We start from the raw sequence: 18,106 nt of genomic DNA, 5'->3' as shown, positions 1-18,106 counted from the left end.
GCGGACCGCGCCCACCGGCTCTTGTGCCAGCATGGAGGCATGCCCCGTTCGAACCGCCCCCGCCGCTCGTCCGCGCCTCGGCGGAGCGAGCGCGGGGCCTCCGGCGCCTCCCGGCGGTCCCGGCCGTCGCCGGGGCGCGCCGACCCGCTCGAGGAGCTCCTCGGCCTGGACGCGGGCTACTCGCGCCAGTCCGGGTCCGACGGCGGATGGCACGTCCGGCAGATCCCCGCGTGGCGCGCGGTGAAGGACTACACGTGCCCCGGCTGCGGTCAGGTGATCCGGCAGGGCCAGGCGCACCTCGTGGCCTGGCGCGCCGACTGGATCATGGGGGATGAGGACGCGGGGGCGGACCGGCGGCACTGGCACCCGGTGTGCTGGCGCACCCGACCGGGCCGCTGACCGCGCGGTCCGGGCCGCGCCGCCGTCGTGGGCCTACCGGGCGTCCTGGCGGGGGATGAAGACCTCGCGGACCAGCAGCAGCAGCGCGGCGGCGAGCGGGATCGCCATGAGGGCGCCGAGGACGCCCAGCAGCGCGCCACCGGCGATCACCGCGATCACGGCCACGGCCGCCGGCACGGACACCGCGCGCGCCATGACACGCGGCGAGATGACGTAGGCCTCGATCTGCAGGTAGACGAAGTAGATGGCCGCGAACACGGCGGCGGTCTGCCACGAGGTCAGCAGGCTCACGAGGGTCAGCAGCGTACCGCCGATCGCGGCGCCCACCAGCGGGATGAACGCCATGAAGGCGGCGATCGCGGCGAGCAGGACGGCGAAGGGGGCGCCGGCGATGGCCAGCGCCGTGAACGCCACCGCGCCGTTGAGGGCGGCCACGAAGGACTGGCCCATCACGTAGTGGCCGACCGAGGAGGTGATCTGCTCGGACAGCGCCTCGATCCGGGGCCGGCGCGAACGCGGTGCGAGCCGGTAGGCCCAGTACTTCATGTGCGGCAGGGAGGAGAGGAAGTACAGCGTCAGCACGACCACCACGAGCACCGAGAAGACGGCGTTCAGCACGGTCTGGCCGAAGCCGAGGAGCCCGCCGAACAGGTCGGTGACGGCGACGCCGTCGGCGGCGAGGCGCTCGGTCTGGGCGCGAACGGCCTCCTGGAGGTGGAACTCCTCGTCGAGTTGCACGAACCACTCGGCGGTCATCACCCCGTCGATGATGGCCGGCAGGTCCTGGACCAGCTGCGTGGACTGCTCGATCACCGTGGGGACCAGGAGGGCGACGAACGCCCCGGCCACGGCGGCCAGGCCGAGCGCGGCCGTGAGCACGCCGACCCAGCGGGGCGCGCCCCAGGACTCGACCCGGCGCACCAGCGGATCCAGGCCCAGGGCGATGAACAGGGCCGCGGCGATCCACACGATGAGGTGTCCGTTCGTGCGCAGCACCGAGACGACGCCGATGGCCAGGGCCACGCCCACCGCGAGCAGGAAGCCGGTCAGCACGGGGGACTCGAGAGCCACGGCCGCGACCGCCGGATCCTCGGCGCCGTCGACGGGGACCGACTCGGGGTCCACCCGGTCCTCCTCGAGGAAGGGTCGGCGCCGCCGCAGGACGGAGCCCAGGCGGGGCAGTCGACGACGCCCGGCGGGCGTCGGCCCGTGCGACGGCGGCGCGGCGGCCACCCCGACCGGCTCCACGGGGATGCCGGCCACGGGCGGCTGCTCGGTGCCCTCGGGCTCGGCCGGGGCGCGGACGTCGGCGACGCCGGCGGCGTCCGGGCCGGATGCGGTCTCCTTCTCCTCCACGCGCTCAGCGTACGTCAGGGCCCCGGCCTGACCGCGCCGCGCCGGGGAGGCTACCGTGGGGCGCAGTGACAACGCCTCTCGCCCCGGCGACGGGGCGGACCCGGACCGGAAGGATCGTGACCGACGTGACCGCCCAGCCCCCCTCCGACGCCCCGTCCCACCTGCGCGGCGCCGTCGACCTGTCCTCGCTCGGCACCCCGGCCCCGGCCGGGCGGACCGCCCCGGGGGCCGACGCCGGCGCCGGCGGCGGCTCGTGGGTGATCGCGGACGCCGACCAGGGTCTGCTGCAGCAGCTGGTCCAGCTCTCCGCCCAGGTGCCGGTGCTGCTGCACCTGCACGTGCCCGGGGACGCGGCGAGCGAGGCGCTCTACCGGCAGTTCGCGGACGCGGTCGACGCCCAGGCGGGACGGCTCGTGCTCGCGCGTCTGGACGTGGCGAAGGAGCCCACCGTGCTGCAGGCGCTGGGCCTGGGGGCCGGCCCCGCGGTCATGGCCGTGGTGGCGGGGCAGCCGGTGCCGCTGGTCAATCAGGAGGTGCCGGAGGAGACGCTGCGCCAGCTCATGGGGGAGATCCTCGAGGTGGCCCGTCAGAACGGCGTCGCCGGCACCGTGCCCCCCGTCGCTCCGGCGCGCCAGGACGCCGGCGCCGCGGCCGCGGAGGCCCCGCCCGTGCCGCCGCTGCACCGGGCCGCCCATGAGGCCCTCGCCGCCGACGACCTGCCCGGGGCCGTCTCGGCGTGGGAGGCGGCGCTGGCCGACAGCCCCGCGGACGCCGTGGCCCAGCAGGGCCTGTCCGCGGCCCGCCTCATGCTGCGCACCCGCGACGCCGACGCCGCGGCGGTGCGCGCGGCCGCCGCGGACGGCCCGGACGACGTCGCCGCCCAGCTCGCCGTCGCCGACCTGGACGTGCTCGGTGGCCACGTGGAGGACGCCTTCGCCCGGCTCGTGCGGTTCATCGCCCTCCACCCCGGCGACGACCGGGAGACGGCGCGCGCCCACCTCGTGGACCTCTACACCGTGGTGGGCACGGACGATCCCCGTGTGCAGGCCTCGCGGCGTCGGCTGGCCGCAGCGCTGTTCTGAGGGACCCACAGTTCATCCCTGAGGAGGACGCCGTGTCCGCTTGACGGTGGGTAACGTCCCAGGCATGACTCCGCATGCGCCCGAGCCTGCCCCCGCCCACCTGGCGGCCGCCGCCCGTCGTCGCGCGGTGGACGCCCCCGATCCGGACCTCGCCTTCGTCACGCGCGGGCTGACCCAGCGGTTCGGGGACAAGCTGGCGCTCGACGCGCTGGACCTGGACGTCCCGGCCGGATCGTTCTTCGGGGTGGTCGGGCCCAACGGGGCGGGCAAGACCACCGCCCTGTCCATGGCCACCGGGCTGCTGCGCCCGGACCACGGCCGCGCCTGGATCCACGGCGTCGACGTGTGGGAGCAGCCCCTCGAGGCCAAGCGACGGGTCGGCGTGCTCGCCGACGGCGTGCGCACCTTCGACCGCCTCACGGGCGCGCAGCTCGTGACCTACGCCGGGCTGCTGCACGGGCTCGACGCGGACACCGTGGCCGAGCGGACCACGGACCTGCTGCGGGTGATGGACCTGGAGGACGCCGGCCGCAAGCTCGTGGCCGACTACTCCGCCGGCATGACCAAGAAGGTGTCCCTGGCGGCCGCCATGGTCCACGCCCCGGACCTGCTCGTCCTGGACGAGCCGTTCGAGGCCGTGGACCCGGTCTCCGCCGCGAACATCCGGGACATCCTGCACTCGTACGTGGAGCGGGGCGGCACCGTGATCGTCTCGAGCCACGTGATGGACCTCGTCCAGCGCATGTGCACCCACGTCGCCGTGATCGCGGCCGGGACGCTGCGGGCCGCCGACACGCTCGAGGAGGTCCGGGACGGGCGCGACCTCGAGGACCGCTTCGTGGACCTCGTCGGCGGCCGCCACGGCTCGGAGGGGCTGGCATGGCTCTGACGCTCGTCCGACTGCGCTGGACGCTGACCCTGAACCAGTGGCGCCGGTCCCCGTTCACCCTGGTGATGAGCGTGCTCGGCGCGCTGTACGTGCTCGGCATGGCCGCCGTGGCGGTGACGCTGCTCGTCACGGGCCTGCCCGCCCTGCCGGACGAGGCCCGCGGCGCCACGACCGTGCTGGCCGCCGCCGTCGTGGTGCTCGCCTGGCTCGTCATCCCGCCGTTCGTCACGGGCGTCGACGCCACGCTCGACCCGCACAGCTTCGTGCTCTTCCCCGTCCCGGCCCGCACCCTCATCGCCGGGCTGGTCCTGAGCGCCTTCACGACGCCGGTCGGGCTCGCCACGCTGGCCGTGCTGGTGGGCCTGGGGGCCAGGTGGTGGGACCGGCCGGCCGCGCTGGCGGTGGGCCTGGTCGGGGGCGCGCTCACCGCGGTGACCGCCGTGGCGATCGGCTCCGGTCTCGCCGGCCTCCTGGCCGCCTACGCGAGCCGGCGTCGGGTGCGGGACGTCGTCTCCGTCCTGCTGTTCATCCCGCTCATGCTCGGCGGCCTCGCCCTCTCGCGGGCCATCGCGTCGTTCGAGGACTTCCTGGCGATCGCGCCCCAGATCGCCCGCGGCGCGGCGTGGACCCCGTTCGGGGCGGGCCCCGCCGCGGCGTGGGCGGTCGCCGAGGGCCGCGGCGCCGCCGTCGCGCTCCACCTCGCGGTGGCGGCCGCCTGGTGCCTGGCCGCCCTGGCCCTGTGGCACCTGGCCGTGCGCCGCACCGTGGAGCCGGTGGCCGTGGGCGGCGGTCGGTCCCGCCGCGTCGCCGCGGGAGCGGACCCGACGCCGCTGCGCTGGCTGGGCCGACCGGCCACGGGCCCGCGCACCGCGATCGCGGCCCGCGCCCAGCGCTACTGGCTGGCTGACCCGCGGTACGCGGCCGGGCTCATCATCATCCCGCTCATGGCCGTCCTGCTGTGGTTCACCGGGGGCATGGCCGGGGAGGGGGGTCCCGGACTGGGCCTGCTGCTGGTCCTCGGGCCGATCACCGCCTGGTCCCTGGCCTACTCGATCTCCGCGGACATCGCCTACGACCACACGGCGTTCCACCTGCACGTCGTCTCGGGCGTGCGGGGCGTGGACGACCGCTGGGGCCGGGTCCTGGGCCTGGCGGGCTGGGGCGTGCCGATGATCCTGCTCGTGACGACGGCGACGGTGGCGGCGGCGGGGGACTGGTCCCTGCTGGCGCCGATGCTGGGCCTGGCCCTCGGCCTGTTCGGGACGACCGCCGGGCTGTCCGCGTTCGTCTCCGCCCGCTTCGTCTACCCGGTCCCGAAGCCGGGGGACAGCCCGTTCGCGACGCCGCAGGGCGCGGCCATGCGCACGATGCTCGTCCAGGGCGCCGCGATGCTGGTCAGCCTGGCGCTCGCGGTGCCGTTCCTGGTGCCCTTCGTCGTCCGGCTCGCCACCGGGGCCGCCGTGTGGGGCTGGGTGACGGTGGCGCTCGGGCTCGCGTGGGGCGCCGTCGCGCTGTGGCTGGGCGTGCGCCTGGGGGCGCGCTGGTACGACCGCGCGCAGGCCGAGACCTACCAGGCCGTGGCCGCCTTCTGAGGGGCGCGGCTAGACTGGCCCGCATGAGTGTGACCGGCGAACCCGACCTGAACGACCCCTTCGCGCCCGCCGGCGGCGGCACGTCCGTCCTCGAGCGTGAGGAGCTGCGCCAGGAGATCGAGCCGGGCGACCACGAGCGCTTCGCCCACTACGTCCGCAAGGAGAAGATCACGGAGTCCGCCGTCACCGGTGCCCCCGTGATCGCCCTGTGCGGCAAGGTGTGGGTGCCGGGCCGGGACCCGAACAAGTTCCCCGTGTGCCCCACGTGCAAGGAGATCTACGAGGGCCTGCGCGAGCCGCAGGACGGCGGCGACGGCGACGGCGGCGGCAAGCGCGGTGGCTGGTTCGGAGGCCGCGGCCGTGGCTGACGGCCGCTCCCTGACGAGCGGCACCCCGGACGGCAGCGTCCAGCACGACCTGTTCCACATCGGCGAGGACCTTCCCCCCGCCATGCCCGAGCGCGCGGCGTGGGGGACGGCCCCCAAGCTGCGCCAGTGGCAGCAGGAGGCGCTGGAGCGCTACCTCCAGACCGCCCCGCAGGACTTCCTGACGGTCGCGACCCCCGGCGCGGGCAAGACGACGTTCGCGTTGCGCGTGGCCAAGATCCTGATGGACTCCGGCGTCGTGCAGCGGCTGACCGTCGTCGCGCCCACGGACCACCTCAAGCGCCAGTGGGCGGACAACGCCGCGCGCGTCGGCATCGCGATCGACCCGAACTTCAAGAACGCCGACGGGCGGCACGGCGCCGAGTACCGCGGGGTGGCGCTGACGTACGCCCAGGTGGCGAACAAGCCCGTCCTGCACCGCAACCGCACCGAGGCCGCCAAGACGCTGGTGATCCTGGACGAGATCCACCACGGCGGCGACGCCCTGAGCTGGGGCGAGGGCATCCGTGAGGCGTTCGAGCCGGCCACGCGGCGTCTGTCCCTGACCGGCACCCCGTTCCGCTCGGACACCGCCTCCATCCCCTTCGTCCGCTACGAACTCGGTGCGGACGGCATCGAGCGGTCGAAGGCGGACTACACGTACGGCTACGGCCCGGCGCTGCGGGACCACGTGGTGCGCCCGGTGATCTTCATGGCCTACTCCGGGCAGATGCGCTGGAAGACCTCCACCGGCGAGGTCATGGAGGCTCAGCTCGGCGAGGCCGCCACGAAGGACATCACCGCCTCCGCCTGGCGCACCGCGCTGGACCCGGCGGGCGAGTGGATCCCGTCCGTGCTGCGCGCGGCCGACCGGCGGCTCAGCGAGGTGCGCCGCAACGTGCCCGACGCCGGCGGTCTCGTGATCGCCACGGACCACCAGGACGCGCGCGCGTACGCCGCGCAGCTCGAGGCGCTGACCGGCCAGCGGCCGGCCGTGATCCTCTCGGACGACAAGGGCGCCTCGGATCGCATCGAGGAGTTCGCCGCGTCGGACGAGCGGTGGATGGTGGCGGTGCGCATGGTGTCCGAGGGCGTGGACGTGCCCCGCCTGTGCGTGGGCGTGTACGCCACGTCCACGTCCACGCCCCTGTTCTTCGCCCAGGCCGTGGGCCGCTTCGTGCGCTCCCGCCGGCGTGGGGAGACCGCCTCGGTGTTCCTGCCGTCCGTGCCCGCGCTCATGCTGCTGGCCAACGAGATGGAGCTCGAGCGGGACCACGCGCTGGACCGCAAGGAGGGCGCCGTCGAGGTCGAGGACCTCGAGGACGCCCCCGAGGAGGACCTCATCGCGGAGGCCAACCGGGCCGAGAGCGGCTCGGACGCGCTGACGCGGGAGAAGTTCGAGGCCCTCGAGTCCCGGGCGAGCTTCGACAAGGTGCTCTTCGACGGCGGCGAGTTCGGCCTCGGCGGCGCCGTCGGCTCGGAGGAGGAGCAGGACTTCCTCGGCATCCCGGGCCTGCTGGACGCCGAGCAGGTCTCCGCCCTGCTGCGGCAGCGGCAGGCCGAGCAGATCCAGCGCCGGCCGCGTGCGCAGGCGGCCGAGCCCGCCGACGTCGTGGACCACCGGCGGATGAAGGAGCTGCGCTCCGAGCTGTCCAAGACGGTGTCCGCCTGGGCGGCCCGTTCCGGCCAGCCGCACGGGGTGATCCACAACCGCCTGCGGGAGATCTCCGGCGGCCCCGCCGTGGCCCAGGCCTCCCGCGAGCAGCTGGAGAAGCGGCTGAGCACCCTGCGCGGGTGGTTCGTCGGCCGGACCTGAGGTCCGTCGGGAGCGCGGCGGGCGCCCGCGGGCCGTGCCGACCTGAGCGCCGGGTTCAGCCGTCCCGGGACTGGAAGCGCACGAAGGCGCGCAGCTCGTCGCCCTCCACGTCACGGGACTCACGGAATCCATGGGCCTCGTAGAAGGCGCGCTGGCGCTCCTCGGTGTCCGTGAGCAGCACGTGCTGACGCACATGGCCGAACCGGGCGAAGATGCGGCGCAGCAGCTCGGAGGCGATGCCGCGGCGCTGGTGCCCCGGATCCACGAGGATGTCCTGCAGGTAGGCGATGGTGTGGCCGTCGGAGACCACGCGGGCCAGACCGACCAGACGGCCGCCGTCGGCGGCGGGGATCACCCCGGAGAGGTAGCGGATGCCGTCCCGGTCTGCGGCGATGGGGGAGTCGGTCATGGCTGCTCTCCTCGTCTGCGTCGGGCACCGGCTCCGGCACGCCCGCCGGGGCCGCGTGCCTCCATCATGCCGCATCGAGTGACATTCGTCACTGTCTCGGCGTGCGGCGCCTCAGAGGCGACGCCGGTGCCGCTCGGGGCCGAACCCGCTCACGAGGTCGCCAGGATGGCCCCGGCGGCCTCCATCTCGTGGAGCGCGGCCTGGGCGGCCGCCTCGTCGACGCCGGCCACCAGGTCGGTCAGCACGGTGACCTCGTAGCCGGCGTCGAGGGCGTCGAGCACGGTGGCGCGCACGCAGTGGTCCGTGGCGATGCCCACCACGGTGATCGCGTCCACGCCCTGCTCACGGAGCCACTCGTCGAGGCCGGGGGCGCCGGACTCGACGGCGGCCGCGGCCACGGCGGTGGCCCCGTACGGGCCGACGGTCCCGGAGGGGCGCTCGCCCGCGGCCCCGGTCGGGACGGCGTCGGGCTCGCCGAGGGCGCCGTCGAAGCCGGAGTAGGCGTCCGTGTGCAGGCCCTTGAGGAACTCGGCGTCGAGGTGCTCGGCGTCCAGGTCGGGATGCAGCTCGGCGCCGGCGGTGCCGGCCACGCAGTGCACCGGCCAGGTGGTGCGGAAATCCGGCTCGGCGCCGGTGGCCGCGGCGAAGTGCGTGCCCGGGTCGACGTGCCAGTCGCGCGTGGCTGCCACGGACGCGTAGGCGTCCGCGTGCTCGGCCAGGTGCTCGCTGACCCCGGCCGCGACGGCGGCGCCGCCGGTCACGCCGAGGGCGCCGCCCTCGCAGAAGTCGTTCTGCACGTCCACGATCACCAGGGCGCGGTTCAGGTTCTCCATGGGTCAGTCCTCCAGGAAGATGGTCGGGATGGCGGGGTCGCCCGGCTGCAGGCGGCCCACCGAGGCGGGCAGCTCGCGCAGGGAGGCGGCGTGCCGCTCGGCGGCGCGGGTGACGGCCTCGGGGCCGGTCCAGCCCTCGGCCAGCTCGCCGGCGTGCACGAAACGGTGCAGCAGGGGACGGTCGTCGGCGTCGGGCGCGGCGCCGCGGTTGACGCCGATCACCTCGGCGGTGGCCCGGCCCCGCGGGTCGCGGCGGCGCGCGGCCTCCTTGCGGCCGCCCCGGCTGGCCTTGCCGGAACTGGCCTTGGCCACGTCCACCCACGTGCCGTCGTCGTCCTGGCGGGCCACGAGCTTGTAGACCATGGAGGCGGTGGGCGCGCCGGACCCGGTGACCAGGCGCGTGCCCACGCCGTACGAGCTGACGGGGGCGGAGCGCAGGGCGGCGATCGCGTACTCGTCCAGGTCCGAGGTGACCATGATCCCGGTCTCGGTGTTGCCCAGCTCGTCGAGCAGCTCGCGCACGCGGTGAGCCTGGATCACGAGGTCGCCGGAGTCGACCCGGACGTTCCGCAGGGCCGGGCCGGCAACCTCGACCGCGGTGCGCACGCCCTGCTCCACGTCATACGTGTCCACGAGGAGGGTGGTGTCCGCCCCGAGCGCGGCGACCTGGGCCTCGAAGGCGGCGCGCTCCGAGTCGTGCAGCAGGGTGAAGGAGTGGGCGGCGGTGCCGACGGTCGGGATGCCGTACCGGCGGCCCGCCTCGAGGTTCGAGGTGGCGGTGAAGCCCGCGATGGCCGCGGCGCGGGCGGCGGCCACGGCAGACTCCTCGTGCGTGCGGCGCGAGCCCATCTCGGCGCACGGGCGGCCGTCCGCGACGGCCGTCATGCGGGAGGCTGCGGAGGCCACGGCGGAGTCGTAGTTGTAGATGGAGAGCAGGTAGGTCTCCAGGATGCACGCCTCGGCGAACGTCGACTCCACCTGCAGGAGGGGGGAGTGCGGGAAGTAGGCCTCGCCCTCGGCGTAGCCCACGATGTCACCCGTGAACTCGTAGTCGGCGAGCCAGGCCAGCGTGGCGTCGTCGAGGGCGGTGGTGTCCGCGAGGAAGTCGAGCTCGGGCGTGTCGAACCGGAAGCGGGACAGGCCCTCCAGCGCGCGGCCCACGCCGGCCACCACGCCGTAGCGGCGGCCGCTGGGCAGGCGTCGGGTGAACAGCTCGAAGCGGGAGCGGCGGTGCGCGGTGCCGGCCTTCAGCGCGGCCTGGAGCATGGTCAGCTCGTAGTGGTCGGTCATCAGCGCCGTGGGGATCTGCCAGTCGTCGGCGGTCCGCGGGGCGCTGGGCACGGGGTTCTGGCTCACGCCCCCACCCTAGTGGACCGTGGCGGGGCCGGTCCTGGCCCGCCCGCCTCGTACACTGGGGCGCATGTCCGTGCTGACCCGCCACGATCCGTCCGCGCCGCGCGCCGTGCGTCCGGCGCCGGGTGAGTCCGTCCCCGCCGGCGCCACCGACACCGCCCTGCTGGAGCGGCCTCACGAGGACACAGCCCGGGACCGGCCGTGGAACGTGGTGGTGTGGAACGACCCGGTGAACCTGATGAGCTACGTGGCCTACGTGTTCCGCACCCACTTCGGCTACTCCGCGGCCAAGGCGCAGCGGCTCATGCTCGAGGTCCACGAGCGGGGCCGGTCCGTGGTGGCGACGGGCACCAAGGAGAAGGCCGAGCTGCACGTGGGCGCGATGCACGGCTACGGGCTGTGGGCCACGCTGGAGCAGGCGGAGGACTGAGGAGGGGCATGGCAGAACGGTTCCGCTGGACGCGGCGGGGGTACACGGCGCAGCTGGAGCTGCCGGAGGTGCGCCTGCTGCGCGGGCTGGTCAGGGACGTCGTCGCCCTGCTCGAGGGCCGACGCGCGGACGTGCGCCCCGCCGAGGCGGACCCCGCCGAGGCCCCGGCCGCCGAGGACGGCGTCGACACGCCCGAAGATCCCCCGGCGGCGCCGCCGTCCGTGTCCGCCGCGCAGGACGCGGGCCCCGTGGCCGGGCTGGACGCGTCCGACGCCGCGTTCTGGGGGCTGGTCTCCGGGCTGCACCTGAGCCAGGACCCGGAGCCGCAGCGTTCGGCCCCCACCGACCCGGCCGTCGCACGCCTCCTGCCGGATGCGATGCCCCAGGCCGGCGCCGCCGAACAGGGCGCCCACCGGGCCCTGACCGAGGACGCCCTGTCGGAGGGGAAGCTCGCGGACGCGCGCCTGGCACTCGAGCTGCTGCGCTCGACGCGCGTGGAGGTCCCGCACGACCAGGCGCCGGCCTTCGGCCGCGCGCTCAACGACGTGCGCCTCGTCCTCGCGGCCCGCCTGGGCGTCGAGACCGAGGAGGACGCCGCCCGCGTGCACGCCGTGGACGACTGGCGCAGCGCGGAGGACGTCGAGTCCACCATGGCCCTGCTCTACAACTTCACCTCGTGGCTGCTGGAGACGCTCATGACGGAGATGCTCAGCGAGCTGCCCGAGGGCTCGGACGAGTCCGCGCCGGGCGCCGGGGACGCGGAGGGCGAGCAGTGAGCGGCCAGCGCGCCGCCGTGGACGCCGCCGCGCCGATCGGCGTGTTCGACTCGGGCGTGGGCGGGCTGACCGTGGCCCGGGCGATCATGGACCAGCTGCCCCACGAGTCCATCCTCTACGTGGGCGACACGGAGCACTCGCCGTACGGCCCGCGGCCCATCGCCGAGGTACGGGCCCTCGCCCTGGCGATCATGGACGAGCTCGTCGCGCGCGGCGTCAAGGCGCTCGTGATCGCGTGCAACTCCGCGTCGGCCGCCGTGCTGCGCGACGCCCGCGAGCGCTACACGGGAGGCCACGGCATCCCCGTGATCGAGGTGATCCAGCCCGCCGTGCGCCGCGCCGTGGCAGCCACCCGCACGGGCCGGATCGGTGTGATCGGCACCGAGGCGACCGTCGGGTCCCGCGCCTACGAGGACTCGTTCTCGGCCGCCCCGCACCTCGAGATCACCTCGGTCGCGTGCCCGCGGTTCGTGGAGTTCGTGGAGGCCGGCATCACCACCGGCCCCGAACTGCTGGAGACCGCCCGGGAGTACACGGCCCCGCTGCGTGCGGCGGGCGTGGACACCCTCGTGCTGGGATGCACCCACTACCCGCTGCTGACCGGCGCGCTCTCCCTCGTGATGGGGGAGGACGTCACGCTCGTCTCCTCCGCGGAGGAGACCGCCAAGGACCTCTACCGGGAGCTGGTCCGCCTCGGCCTCGAGCACCCCCACTCGGCCGCGGGCTCCGGCCAGGCCACCCGCCACCGCTTCGCCGCCACCGGCGACCCCGACCACTTCCAGGCCCTCGCGCGCCGCTTCCTCGGACCCGAGGTCGAGTCCGTGCGACGCCTGGAGACGATCGGCGCGCCCCGCCCCGCGGCCGCGCCGGTCCCGACGCGCTCGGCGGCCTCCGTCCGGCCGGGCCCCGAGCAGGAGGGTGTGACGTGAAGCTGACCATCATCGGGGCCTCCGGGTCCTTCCCCGGCCCGGGCTCGCCCGCCTCGTGCTACCTCCTCACCGCCGAGGGCGTGGCCGAGGACGGCGTCACCCCGCGCACGTGGCGGATCCTGCTCGACCTCGGCAACGGCGCCCTCGGCGTGCTGCAGCGCTACGTCGAGCTCGAGGACCTGGACGGCATCCTGCTCTCCCACCTGCACCCGGACCACTTCATGGACCTGTGCGGGATGCACGTGGCCATCCGCTGGAACCCGGCCGGCTGGGGACGCGGCCGGCTGCCCGTCTACGGACCCGCCGGCACCGCCGACCGCATCGCCGAGGCGTACGGGATGGACCCCGAGCCGGGGATGCACCAGGACTTCGAGTTCCGGTGCTGGGCCGCCGGCCGCCCCGAGCGGCTCGGTCCGTTCCGGTTCACCCCGGTCCCCGTGCGCCATCCCATCGACGAGGCCTACGCGATCCGGGTCGAGGTGGACCGCGTCGACGACGACGGCGACGTCACCACCCGCGTGCTCACCTACTCCGGGGACACCGACGCGTGTGAGGGGCTCGTCGAGGCCGCGCGGGACGCGGACGTGTTCCTGTGCGAGGCCGCCTTCCACGAGGGCCGGGACGACGGCATCGACGGCGTCCACCTGACCGGCCGACGGGCCGGCGAGACGGCGGCGCAGGCCGGGGCCCGGAAGCTGCTGCTCACACACCTGCCGGTGTGGAACGATCCGCAGCGCGCCGTCCAGGAGGCCCGCGCGGTGTACGACGGCCCGCTGGCCGTCGCCGTCTCGGGGCTGAGCTACGGCGTCTGAGGGCGTGCCTAGACTGGAGGCCATGAGCTCTCCCGCCCCCACCGCCCCCCGCCCGGACGGCCGCGCCGTCGACGAGCTGCGCCCCATCACCATCACCCGGGGCTGGTCCCGGCAGGCGGAGGGCTCGGCCCTGATCGAGTTCGGGAACACCCGCGTGCTGTGCACCGCCTCCTTCACCGAGGGCGTGCCGCGCTGGCTCAAGGGCGAGGGGACCGGCTGGGTCACCGCCGAGTACGCGATGCTCCCGCGGGCCACCAACGAGCGCAGCCAGCGCGAGTCCGTCAAGGGCCGGATCGGCGGGCGCACCCACGAGATCTCCCGCCTGATCGGCCGGTCCCTGCGCGCCGTCATCGACCTGTCCGCCCTGGGGGAGAACACCATCGTCCTGGACTGCGACGTCCTCGATGCCGACGGCGGCACCCGCACCGCCGCCATCACGGGCGCCTACGTCGCCCTCGCCGAGGCGGTGGCCTGGGCGCGGCGCGAGGGGATCCTCGCGAAGGGCGCCGCCGTCCTCAAGGACTCCGTCGCCGCGGTGTCCGTGGGCATCGTGGACGGGGTGCCCGTCCTCGACCTGCCGTACGTGGAGGACGTGAAGGCGGAGACGGACATGAACGTGGTCGTCACCGGGGCCGGGGAGTTCGTGGAGGTGCAGGGCACCGCCGAGGGCGCGCCGTTCACCCGCGCCGAGCTGGACACCCTGCTGGACCTGGCCCTGATCGGCACGGGTGAGCTGGCCCGCATCCAGGCCGAGACCCTGGCCGCCGCCACGGAGGACCGGGCGTGAGCGCGCCCGCCTCCTCGTCGGCAGGCCTGCCGGAGGGCGCCCGCGTCGTGCTCGCCACGCACAACGCGGGCAAGGTGCGCGAGCTGCGGCAGCTGCTCGCCGGCGCCGTGCCCGGCCTCGACGTGGAGGCCGCGGTGGTGGACGCGGGCGCCGTGGGCGCCCCGGACGTCGTCGAGGACGGCGTCACGTTCGCCCAGAACGCGCTGAAGAAGGCCCGCGCCGTGGCCGCGCACACGGGGCTGATCGCCGTCGCGGACGACTCCGGTCTGGCCGTGGACGTGCTGCACGGCGCCCCCGGGATCTTCTCGGCCCGCTGGGCCGGGCGCCACGGGGACGACCGTGCCAACCTCGAGCTGCTGCTGGCCCAGCTGGCCGACGTGCCGGACGAGCATCGGGGTGCCCAGTTCGTGTGCGCCGCCGCGCTCGCGGTCCCCAGCGGCCCGGACGCCGCGGGCGCCCGGGCCATCCACGTCGAGCACGTCGAGCACGGCCGCCTGCCCGGCACCCTGCTGCGCGAGCCCGTGGGGGACGGCGGCTTCGGCTACGACCCGATCCTGCGCCCCGAGGGCCGGGACGTGTCCACCGCGCAGCTGAGCCCCGAGGACAAGAACGCGATCAGCCACCGGGGGCACGCCTTCCGCGCCCTGCTGCCCTACCTGGTGGACGCGCTCGACGCGCGCCCGTGAGCGGCGGGCGCGCCCCCGTGCCGGGGCTGGACTTCACCGCGATCGACTTCGAGACCGCCAACGGCTTCCGCGGCTCCCCGTGTGCCGTGGGCGCCGTCCGGGTGCGGGACGGGGTCATGGTGGACCGTGCGGAGTGGCTGATCCGTCCGCCCGTCGGCTTCGACCGGTTCGATCCCCGCAACGTGCGCATCCACGGCATCACCGAGGACCGCGTCCTGGACGCCCCCCGGTTCGCGCAGGTGTACGACGAGCTCGCGGACTTCGTGGGGACGGACGTGCTCGCGGCGCACAACGCGGGCTTCGACGTCGGCGTCATCGAGTCCGGCCTCGAGGTCTCCGGCCGGGACGTGCCGGGCCTGGAGTTCGTGTGCACCCTGGTGCTGGCGCGCCGCGTCTACGACCTGCCCTCGTACGCCCTGCCCTCCGCGGCGCGCGAGGCCGGGTTCACCCCGGGACGCCACCACGACGCACTGGCCGACGCCGAGGCCTGCGCGGCCATCCTCGTGGACATCGGCCGGCGCGTGCTGGGGGCGCCGCCGGCCGACGCGGAGATTCTGCCCGGGCTGACCGACGCGCCGGCCGGCCGCGGCGTCGACCGCCTGATGCGGGCCCAGGGGCTGGGCGTCAGCGTCCTCGCCCCCCGGGCGGCGGGATCGGGCGCCGAGTCGAAGGCCACCCGCCAGGCCCGGCGCACTGAGGGCGTCTTCGACGCGCGGGTCCCGCTGCGGGACGAACGCGCCATGCCCGACTTCATGCGCTGGCCGGACGAGGGCGTCAATCCGCCCCCGAACCCGACCGCCGACCCGGGTCACCCCCTGTTCGGCCAGACCGTGGTGTTCACGGGCGGCATCGGCATGTCGCGTCAGAGTGCCAAGACGCGCGCGGCCGCGCACGGCGCGCAGACCGCGAACCGGGTGGGCGCGGCCACCACGATGCTCGTCGTGGGGGACGGCTTCGAGGCCGCGGACCTGCACCGCCCGCGCGCCGAGGACGGGGCACCGCAGGCCGTGACCACGGCGCTGGCGCACCGCAAGACGCGGGACGCCCTGCGCCGGCGGGACCGTGGGCAGGCCATCGCCCTGGTCTCCGAGGGGGAGTTCCTGCAGATGCTCGACGGGAACTGGCCGGACGCCGCGCGCTGAACCACTCAGGTGGTCGCGGCGCTCCAGCGCCGGGCGGCCTCCAGGACGACCTCGCGCTCGGCGATCCACCCCGGGACGGAGGCCTCGGCCGCGGCGCGGTCCGCGGGGTCGTGCGCGCCGAACACGGCGGTGCCGTGCGCCGCGCCGAGCACCTGCCCGGCCAGCGAGGCCGTGGAGTCGGAGTCGCCGTCGTGGTTCACGCCGATCCGCAGCGCCAGGGCGAGCGCCGCCGCCGGATCGGCCGGGTGCGCCGCCTGCGCGGTGAGCGCGGCATACAGCGCGATGGCCAGGGCCTCCTCCGCGACCCAGCCCTCGCCGAGCGCGGTGGGGAGGGCACCGGGGGCGCCGGGGTCGGCGTCGACGGTGCCGGCCAGGTCGACCGCCGCGGTCACGGCGGCGCGGGTCTCCTCGGCCTCCTCGCCCAGGCCGTCGAGCCACGCGCGGGCGTGCGCGACCGCGGCGGCCAGGTCCAGGCCGCGCAGCAGGGCCGCGATGACGAGGGCGTACGCGCCCGCCGCGACCCACGCGGTGGGGTGGCCGTGCGTGAGGACGGCCCCCTGGCGGGCGAGGGACACGACGTGCGGGTCCTCGAGCCCCGGCACCATCCCGTACGGGGCCGAGCGCATGACCGTCCCGCAGCCCTTCGAACCCGGGTTGTGCGGGTCGCCCGGCAGGCCCATCCCCGGTTCGGCGAGCCCGGTCAGGCACGCGGTGCCCGGCGCGCGGCGCACCTTCAGCTCCGCGTGCGCGTCGATCCAGCGGGGCGGGGCCGGGGGAGCGCCCTCGGGCAGCGCGCCGTCCTGCGTGGCGAACCAGCGCAGGCACGCGAGCCACACGCACGCCGCAGGATCGGCCGGGACGCCGTCGTTCTGCCACTCGATCCACTCGAGCAGGCCGTCGAGCACGTACAGCGTCAGCTGCGTGTCGTCGGTGATCGGCAGGGCGTGGGCGCCCTCCTGGGCGAGCAGGTCCGCGGCGTCGGTGACGCCGGCGGGGCCGTGCACCGCCGCGATCCCCGACGCGGGGGTGAACTCGACGACGCCGCCCAGCGCGTCCCCGGCGGCACCGGCCGCGAGGAGGGCCAGGACCCGGTCGGCGTGCTCGGGGCCGGGCAGGGGCGTGGACGAGGAGGCGGTGGGCTCGGGCGCGGTGGCGGACATGCCGCCATCGTACGAGCTGCACCGCGTCGTGCTTATCCCGTCCACACCCTCCCTAGAGTGGGCCGCATGATCCTGCTGCACACCTCGGACTGGCATCTGGGCCGGTCGTTCCACGGCACCGGGCTGCTCGAGGCCCAGGAGGAGGTCCTGGACGCCCTCGTCGCGACCGTGACGGAGCGCGGCGTGGACGCCGTCCTGCTGGCCGGGGACGTGTACGACCGCGCGCTGCCGCCGGCGGACGCCGTCCGGCTGCTGGACCGGACGCTCACCCGGCTGCACGCGGCCGGCGCCCAGGTGGTGCTCACGAGCGGCAACCACGACTCGGCGGTGCGCCTCGGCTTCGGCGGCGGACTCCTGGCGGCCGCGGGCGTGCACGTGCGCGCGGACGCGGCGGAGCTGGACCGCCCCGTGCTGCTCACCGAGCCCGGAGTCGACGGCGGTGCGGGCCAGACCGTGGCCGTCTACGGCATCCCCTACCTCGAACCGCGCCACCAGGGACCGGCCTGGGGCGTGGAGGCCCACCACACGGCCGTGCTGACGGAGGCGGTCCGCCGCGTCCACGCCGATCTGGCCGCCCGCCGCGCCGAGACGCCGGAGCCGGTGGCCGCCGTCGTGCTGGCCCACCTGTTCGCGGCCGGGGGCCACGGCTCCGAGTCCGAACGGGACATCGGCGAGGGCGAGCACGTCGAGCCGGACGCCCCGCCCGAGATGCTGGTGGGCACGCTGGGGCAGGTGCCGGTCTCCGTGTTCGACGGGCTCGACTACGCGGCCCTGGGCCACCTGCACGGCCGCCAGCGGCTGGCAGAGCACGTGCGGTACTCCGGCTCACCGCTGCCGTACTCCTTCTCCGAGGCGGGCCACCGCAAGGGCGGCTGGCTCGTCCACGTCACGGGCGGGGCCGTCACCGACGTCGAGGCCGTGGACTTTGACGCCGGACGGCGCCTGGCGGTGCTGTCCGGGCCGATCGAGGACCTGCTGGAGTCCCCGGAGTTCGCGTGGGCGGAGCAGTGCTGGGTGCAGGTCACCGTCACCGACGACGAACGCCCCGAGCGGGCCCTGGAGCGCCTGAAGACCCGGTTCCCCTCCGTGCTCGTCTTCCGCCACGAACCGGCCGGCGGGAGGCGGGCCCGGGAGCGGACCTACGCCCAGGTCCTGCGGCAGGCACCCTCGGACCACGCGCTCGCGGTCGGTTTCGTGGACCACGTCCGGCAGCGGCCGGCCAGCGGGGCCGAGCAGGACCTGCTGCGGGACGCCCTCGAGGCCGCTCGCGCGGGGGAGGTGCGCGCATGA

At 75.4% G+C, this 18,106-nt stretch carries 19 protein-coding genes; 14 read left to right on the top strand and 5 right to left on the bottom strand.

Going from position 1 to position 18,106, the window contains the following annotated elements:
• The first annotated feature begins 39 nt into the window (after window positions 1–39).
• The gene (locus HDA34_RS02885) at window positions 40–399 is read left to right on the top strand and encodes an Rv1322 family protein (protein ID WP_041103226.1); all 360 of its coding nucleotides are present in this window, start codon (window positions 40–42) and stop codon (window positions 397–399) included.
• Between the two features lie 33 nt (window positions 400–432).
• On the opposite strand, the gene HDA34_RS02880 is transcribed toward HDA34_RS02885, so the two are convergent.
• Window positions 433–1,755 (bottom strand): AI-2E family transporter, encoded by a 1,323-nt coding sequence (locus HDA34_RS02880; RefSeq protein WP_041103224.1) that lies wholly within the window; start codon window positions 1,753–1,755, stop codon window positions 433–435.
• A gap of 125 nt (window positions 1,756–1,880) precedes the next feature.
• On the opposite strand from HDA34_RS02880, the gene HDA34_RS02875 reads away from it, so the two are divergent.
• From HDA34_RS02875 to HDA34_RS02855, 5 genes are all read left to right on the top strand, one after another.
• Window positions 1,881–2,837 (top strand): co-chaperone YbbN, encoded by a 957-nt coding sequence (locus HDA34_RS02875; protein ID WP_230956233.1) that lies wholly within the window; start codon window positions 1,881–1,883, stop codon window positions 2,835–2,837.
• Between the two features lie 64 nt (window positions 2,838–2,901).
• Window positions 2,902–3,726 (top strand): ABC transporter ATP-binding protein, encoded by an 825-nt coding sequence (locus HDA34_RS02870; RefSeq protein WP_060973992.1) that lies wholly within the window; start codon window positions 2,902–2,904, stop codon window positions 3,724–3,726.
• Window positions 3,717–5,318 (top strand): Tat (twin-arginine translocation) pathway signal sequence, encoded by a 1,602-nt coding sequence (locus HDA34_RS02865; protein WP_134376930.1) that lies wholly within the window; start codon window positions 3,717–3,719, stop codon window positions 5,316–5,318. Before HDA34_RS02870 ends, HDA34_RS02865 begins: the two co-directional genes overlap by 10 nt.
• A 23-nt stretch (window positions 5,319–5,341) precedes the next feature.
• Window positions 5,342–5,686: a DUF3039 domain-containing protein gene (locus HDA34_RS02860; RefSeq protein ID WP_010079007.1), complete on the top strand. Its 345-nt coding sequence runs from the start codon at window positions 5,342–5,344 to the stop codon at window positions 5,684–5,686.
• Entirely contained in the window at window positions 5,679–7,499 is a 1,821-nt protein-coding gene (locus HDA34_RS02855; protein WP_081097748.1) for a DEAD/DEAH box helicase, read from the top strand. The genes HDA34_RS02860 and HDA34_RS02855 overlap by 8 nt, the downstream gene beginning before the upstream one ends.
• Before the next feature lie 55 nt (window positions 7,500–7,554).
• Here HDA34_RS02855 and HDA34_RS02850 read toward each other — a convergent pair whose 3' ends face one another.
• The 3 genes from HDA34_RS02850 to HDA34_RS02840 form a co-directional block, all read right to left on the bottom strand.
• Complete coding sequence (locus HDA34_RS02850) at window positions 7,555–7,908, bottom strand: GNAT family N-acetyltransferase (RefSeq protein ID WP_060973990.1); 354 nt, start codon at window positions 7,906–7,908, stop codon at window positions 7,555–7,557.
• 149 nt (window positions 7,909–8,057) lie between these two features.
• Entirely contained in the window at window positions 8,058–8,741 is a 684-nt protein-coding gene (locus tag HDA34_RS02845) for an isochorismatase family protein (RefSeq protein ID WP_036313018.1), read from the bottom strand.
• 3 nt (window positions 8,742–8,744) lie between these two features.
• Entirely contained in the window at window positions 8,745–10,097 is a 1,353-nt protein-coding gene (locus tag HDA34_RS02840; protein ID WP_036313014.1) for a nicotinate phosphoribosyltransferase, read from the bottom strand.
• Window positions 10,098–10,161: 64 nt separating this feature from the next.
• On the opposite strand from HDA34_RS02840, the gene clpS reads away from it, so the two are divergent.
• The 7 genes from clpS to HDA34_RS02805 are packed head-to-tail and all read left to right on the top strand — an operon-like array spanning window position 10,162 to window position 15,656.
• Window positions 10,162–10,524 (top strand): ATP-dependent Clp protease adapter ClpS, encoded by a 363-nt coding sequence (gene clpS / locus HDA34_RS02835; RefSeq protein WP_002857236.1) that lies wholly within the window; start codon window positions 10,162–10,164, stop codon window positions 10,522–10,524.
• An 8-nt stretch (window positions 10,525–10,532) separates the two neighbouring features.
• The gene (locus tag HDA34_RS02830) at window positions 10,533–11,300 is read left to right on the top strand and encodes a DUF2017 family protein (RefSeq protein ID WP_036313009.1); all 768 of its coding nucleotides are present in this window, start codon (window positions 10,533–10,535) and stop codon (window positions 11,298–11,300) included.
• Window positions 11,297–12,229 carry a glutamate racemase gene (gene murI, locus HDA34_RS02825; RefSeq protein WP_041103213.1) on the top strand — a complete coding sequence of 311 codons (933 nt, stop codon included), beginning with the start codon at window positions 11,297–11,299 and terminating at the stop codon, window positions 12,227–12,229. Before HDA34_RS02830 ends, murI begins: the two co-directional genes overlap by 4 nt.
• On the top strand, window positions 12,226–13,041 hold the full coding sequence (locus tag HDA34_RS02820) for an MBL fold metallo-hydrolase (protein ID WP_041103211.1): 816 nt from the start codon (window positions 12,226–12,228) through the stop codon (window positions 13,039–13,041). The genes murI and HDA34_RS02820 overlap by 4 nt, the downstream gene beginning before the upstream one ends.
• 22 nt (window positions 13,042–13,063) lie before the next feature.
• Window positions 13,064–13,828 (top strand): ribonuclease PH, encoded by a 765-nt coding sequence (gene rph / locus HDA34_RS02815; RefSeq protein ID WP_036382145.1) that lies wholly within the window; start codon window positions 13,064–13,066, stop codon window positions 13,826–13,828.
• The gene (locus tag HDA34_RS02810; RefSeq protein ID WP_036312997.1) at window positions 13,825–14,514 is read left to right on the top strand and encodes a non-canonical purine NTP pyrophosphatase; all 690 of its coding nucleotides are present in this window, start codon (window positions 13,825–13,827) and stop codon (window positions 14,512–14,514) included. The genes rph and HDA34_RS02810 overlap by 4 nt, the downstream gene beginning before the upstream one ends.
• A complete protein-coding gene (locus tag HDA34_RS02805) occupies window positions 14,511–15,656 on the top strand; it encodes a 3'-5' exonuclease (RefSeq protein WP_036312995.1) in 1,146 nt (381 codons plus the stop codon). The genes HDA34_RS02810 and HDA34_RS02805 overlap by 4 nt, the downstream gene beginning before the upstream one ends.
• A gap of 5 nt (window positions 15,657–15,661) precedes the next feature.
• Here HDA34_RS02805 and HDA34_RS02800 read toward each other — a convergent pair whose 3' ends face one another.
• Window positions 15,662–16,816: an ADP-ribosylglycohydrolase family protein gene (locus tag HDA34_RS02800; RefSeq protein WP_134376928.1), complete on the bottom strand. Its 1,155-nt coding sequence runs from the start codon at window positions 16,814–16,816 to the stop codon at window positions 15,662–15,664.
• Window positions 16,817–16,882: 66 nt separating this feature from the next.
• Between HDA34_RS02800 and HDA34_RS02795 the strand changes: the two genes are divergently transcribed.
• Window positions 16,883–18,106 (top strand): exonuclease SbcCD subunit D, encoded by a 1,224-nt coding sequence (locus HDA34_RS02795; RefSeq protein ID WP_134376926.1) that lies wholly within the window; start codon window positions 16,883–16,885, stop codon window positions 18,104–18,106.

The organism is Micrococcus luteus, from assembly GCF_014138885.1.
Classification (GTDB): Bacteria; Actinomycetota; Actinomycetes; order Actinomycetales; family Micrococcaceae; genus Micrococcus; species Micrococcus luteus.
The sequence above is the reverse complement of the archived record's forward strand: the minus strand, read 5'-3'. Positions and strand labels throughout refer to the sequence as shown.

Bases quoted from the DNA above. Each gene is read 5' to 3' on its own strand.
- HDA34_RS02800 (WP_134376928.1), bottom strand. From the start codon at position 16,816: ATGTCCGCCACCGCGCCCGAGCCCACCGCCTCCTCGTCCACGCCCCTG.
- HDA34_RS02795 (WP_134376926.1), top strand. From the start codon at position 16,883: ATGATCCTGCTGCACACCTCGGACTGGCATCTGGGCCGGTCGTTCCAC.
- HDA34_RS02860 (WP_010079007.1), top strand. From the start codon at position 5,342: ATGAGTGTGACCGGCGAACCCGACCTGAACGACCCCTTCGCGCCCGCC.
- rph (WP_036382145.1), top strand. From the start codon at position 13,064: ATGAGCTCTCCCGCCCCCACCGCCCCCCGCCCGGACGGCCGCGCCGTC.
- HDA34_RS02850 (WP_060973990.1), bottom strand. From the start codon at position 7,908: ATGACCGACTCCCCCATCGCCGCAGACCGGGACGGCATCCGCTACCTC.
- clpS (WP_002857236.1), top strand. From the start codon at position 10,162: ATGTCCGTGCTGACCCGCCACGATCCGTCCGCGCCGCGCGCCGTGCGT.
- HDA34_RS02870 (WP_060973992.1), top strand. From the start codon at position 2,902: ATGACTCCGCATGCGCCCGAGCCTGCCCCCGCCCACCTGGCGGCCGCC.
- HDA34_RS02885 (WP_041103226.1), top strand. From the start codon at position 40: ATGCCCCGTTCGAACCGCCCCCGCCGCTCGTCCGCGCCTCGGCGGAGC.
- HDA34_RS02845 (WP_036313018.1), bottom strand. From the start codon at position 8,741: ATGGAGAACCTGAACCGCGCCCTGGTGATCGTGGACGTGCAGAACGAC.
- HDA34_RS02865 (WP_134376930.1), top strand. From the start codon at position 3,717: ATGGCTCTGACGCTCGTCCGACTGCGCTGGACGCTGACCCTGAACCAG.
- HDA34_RS02830 (WP_036313009.1), top strand. From the start codon at position 10,533: ATGGCAGAACGGTTCCGCTGGACGCGGCGGGGGTACACGGCGCAGCTG.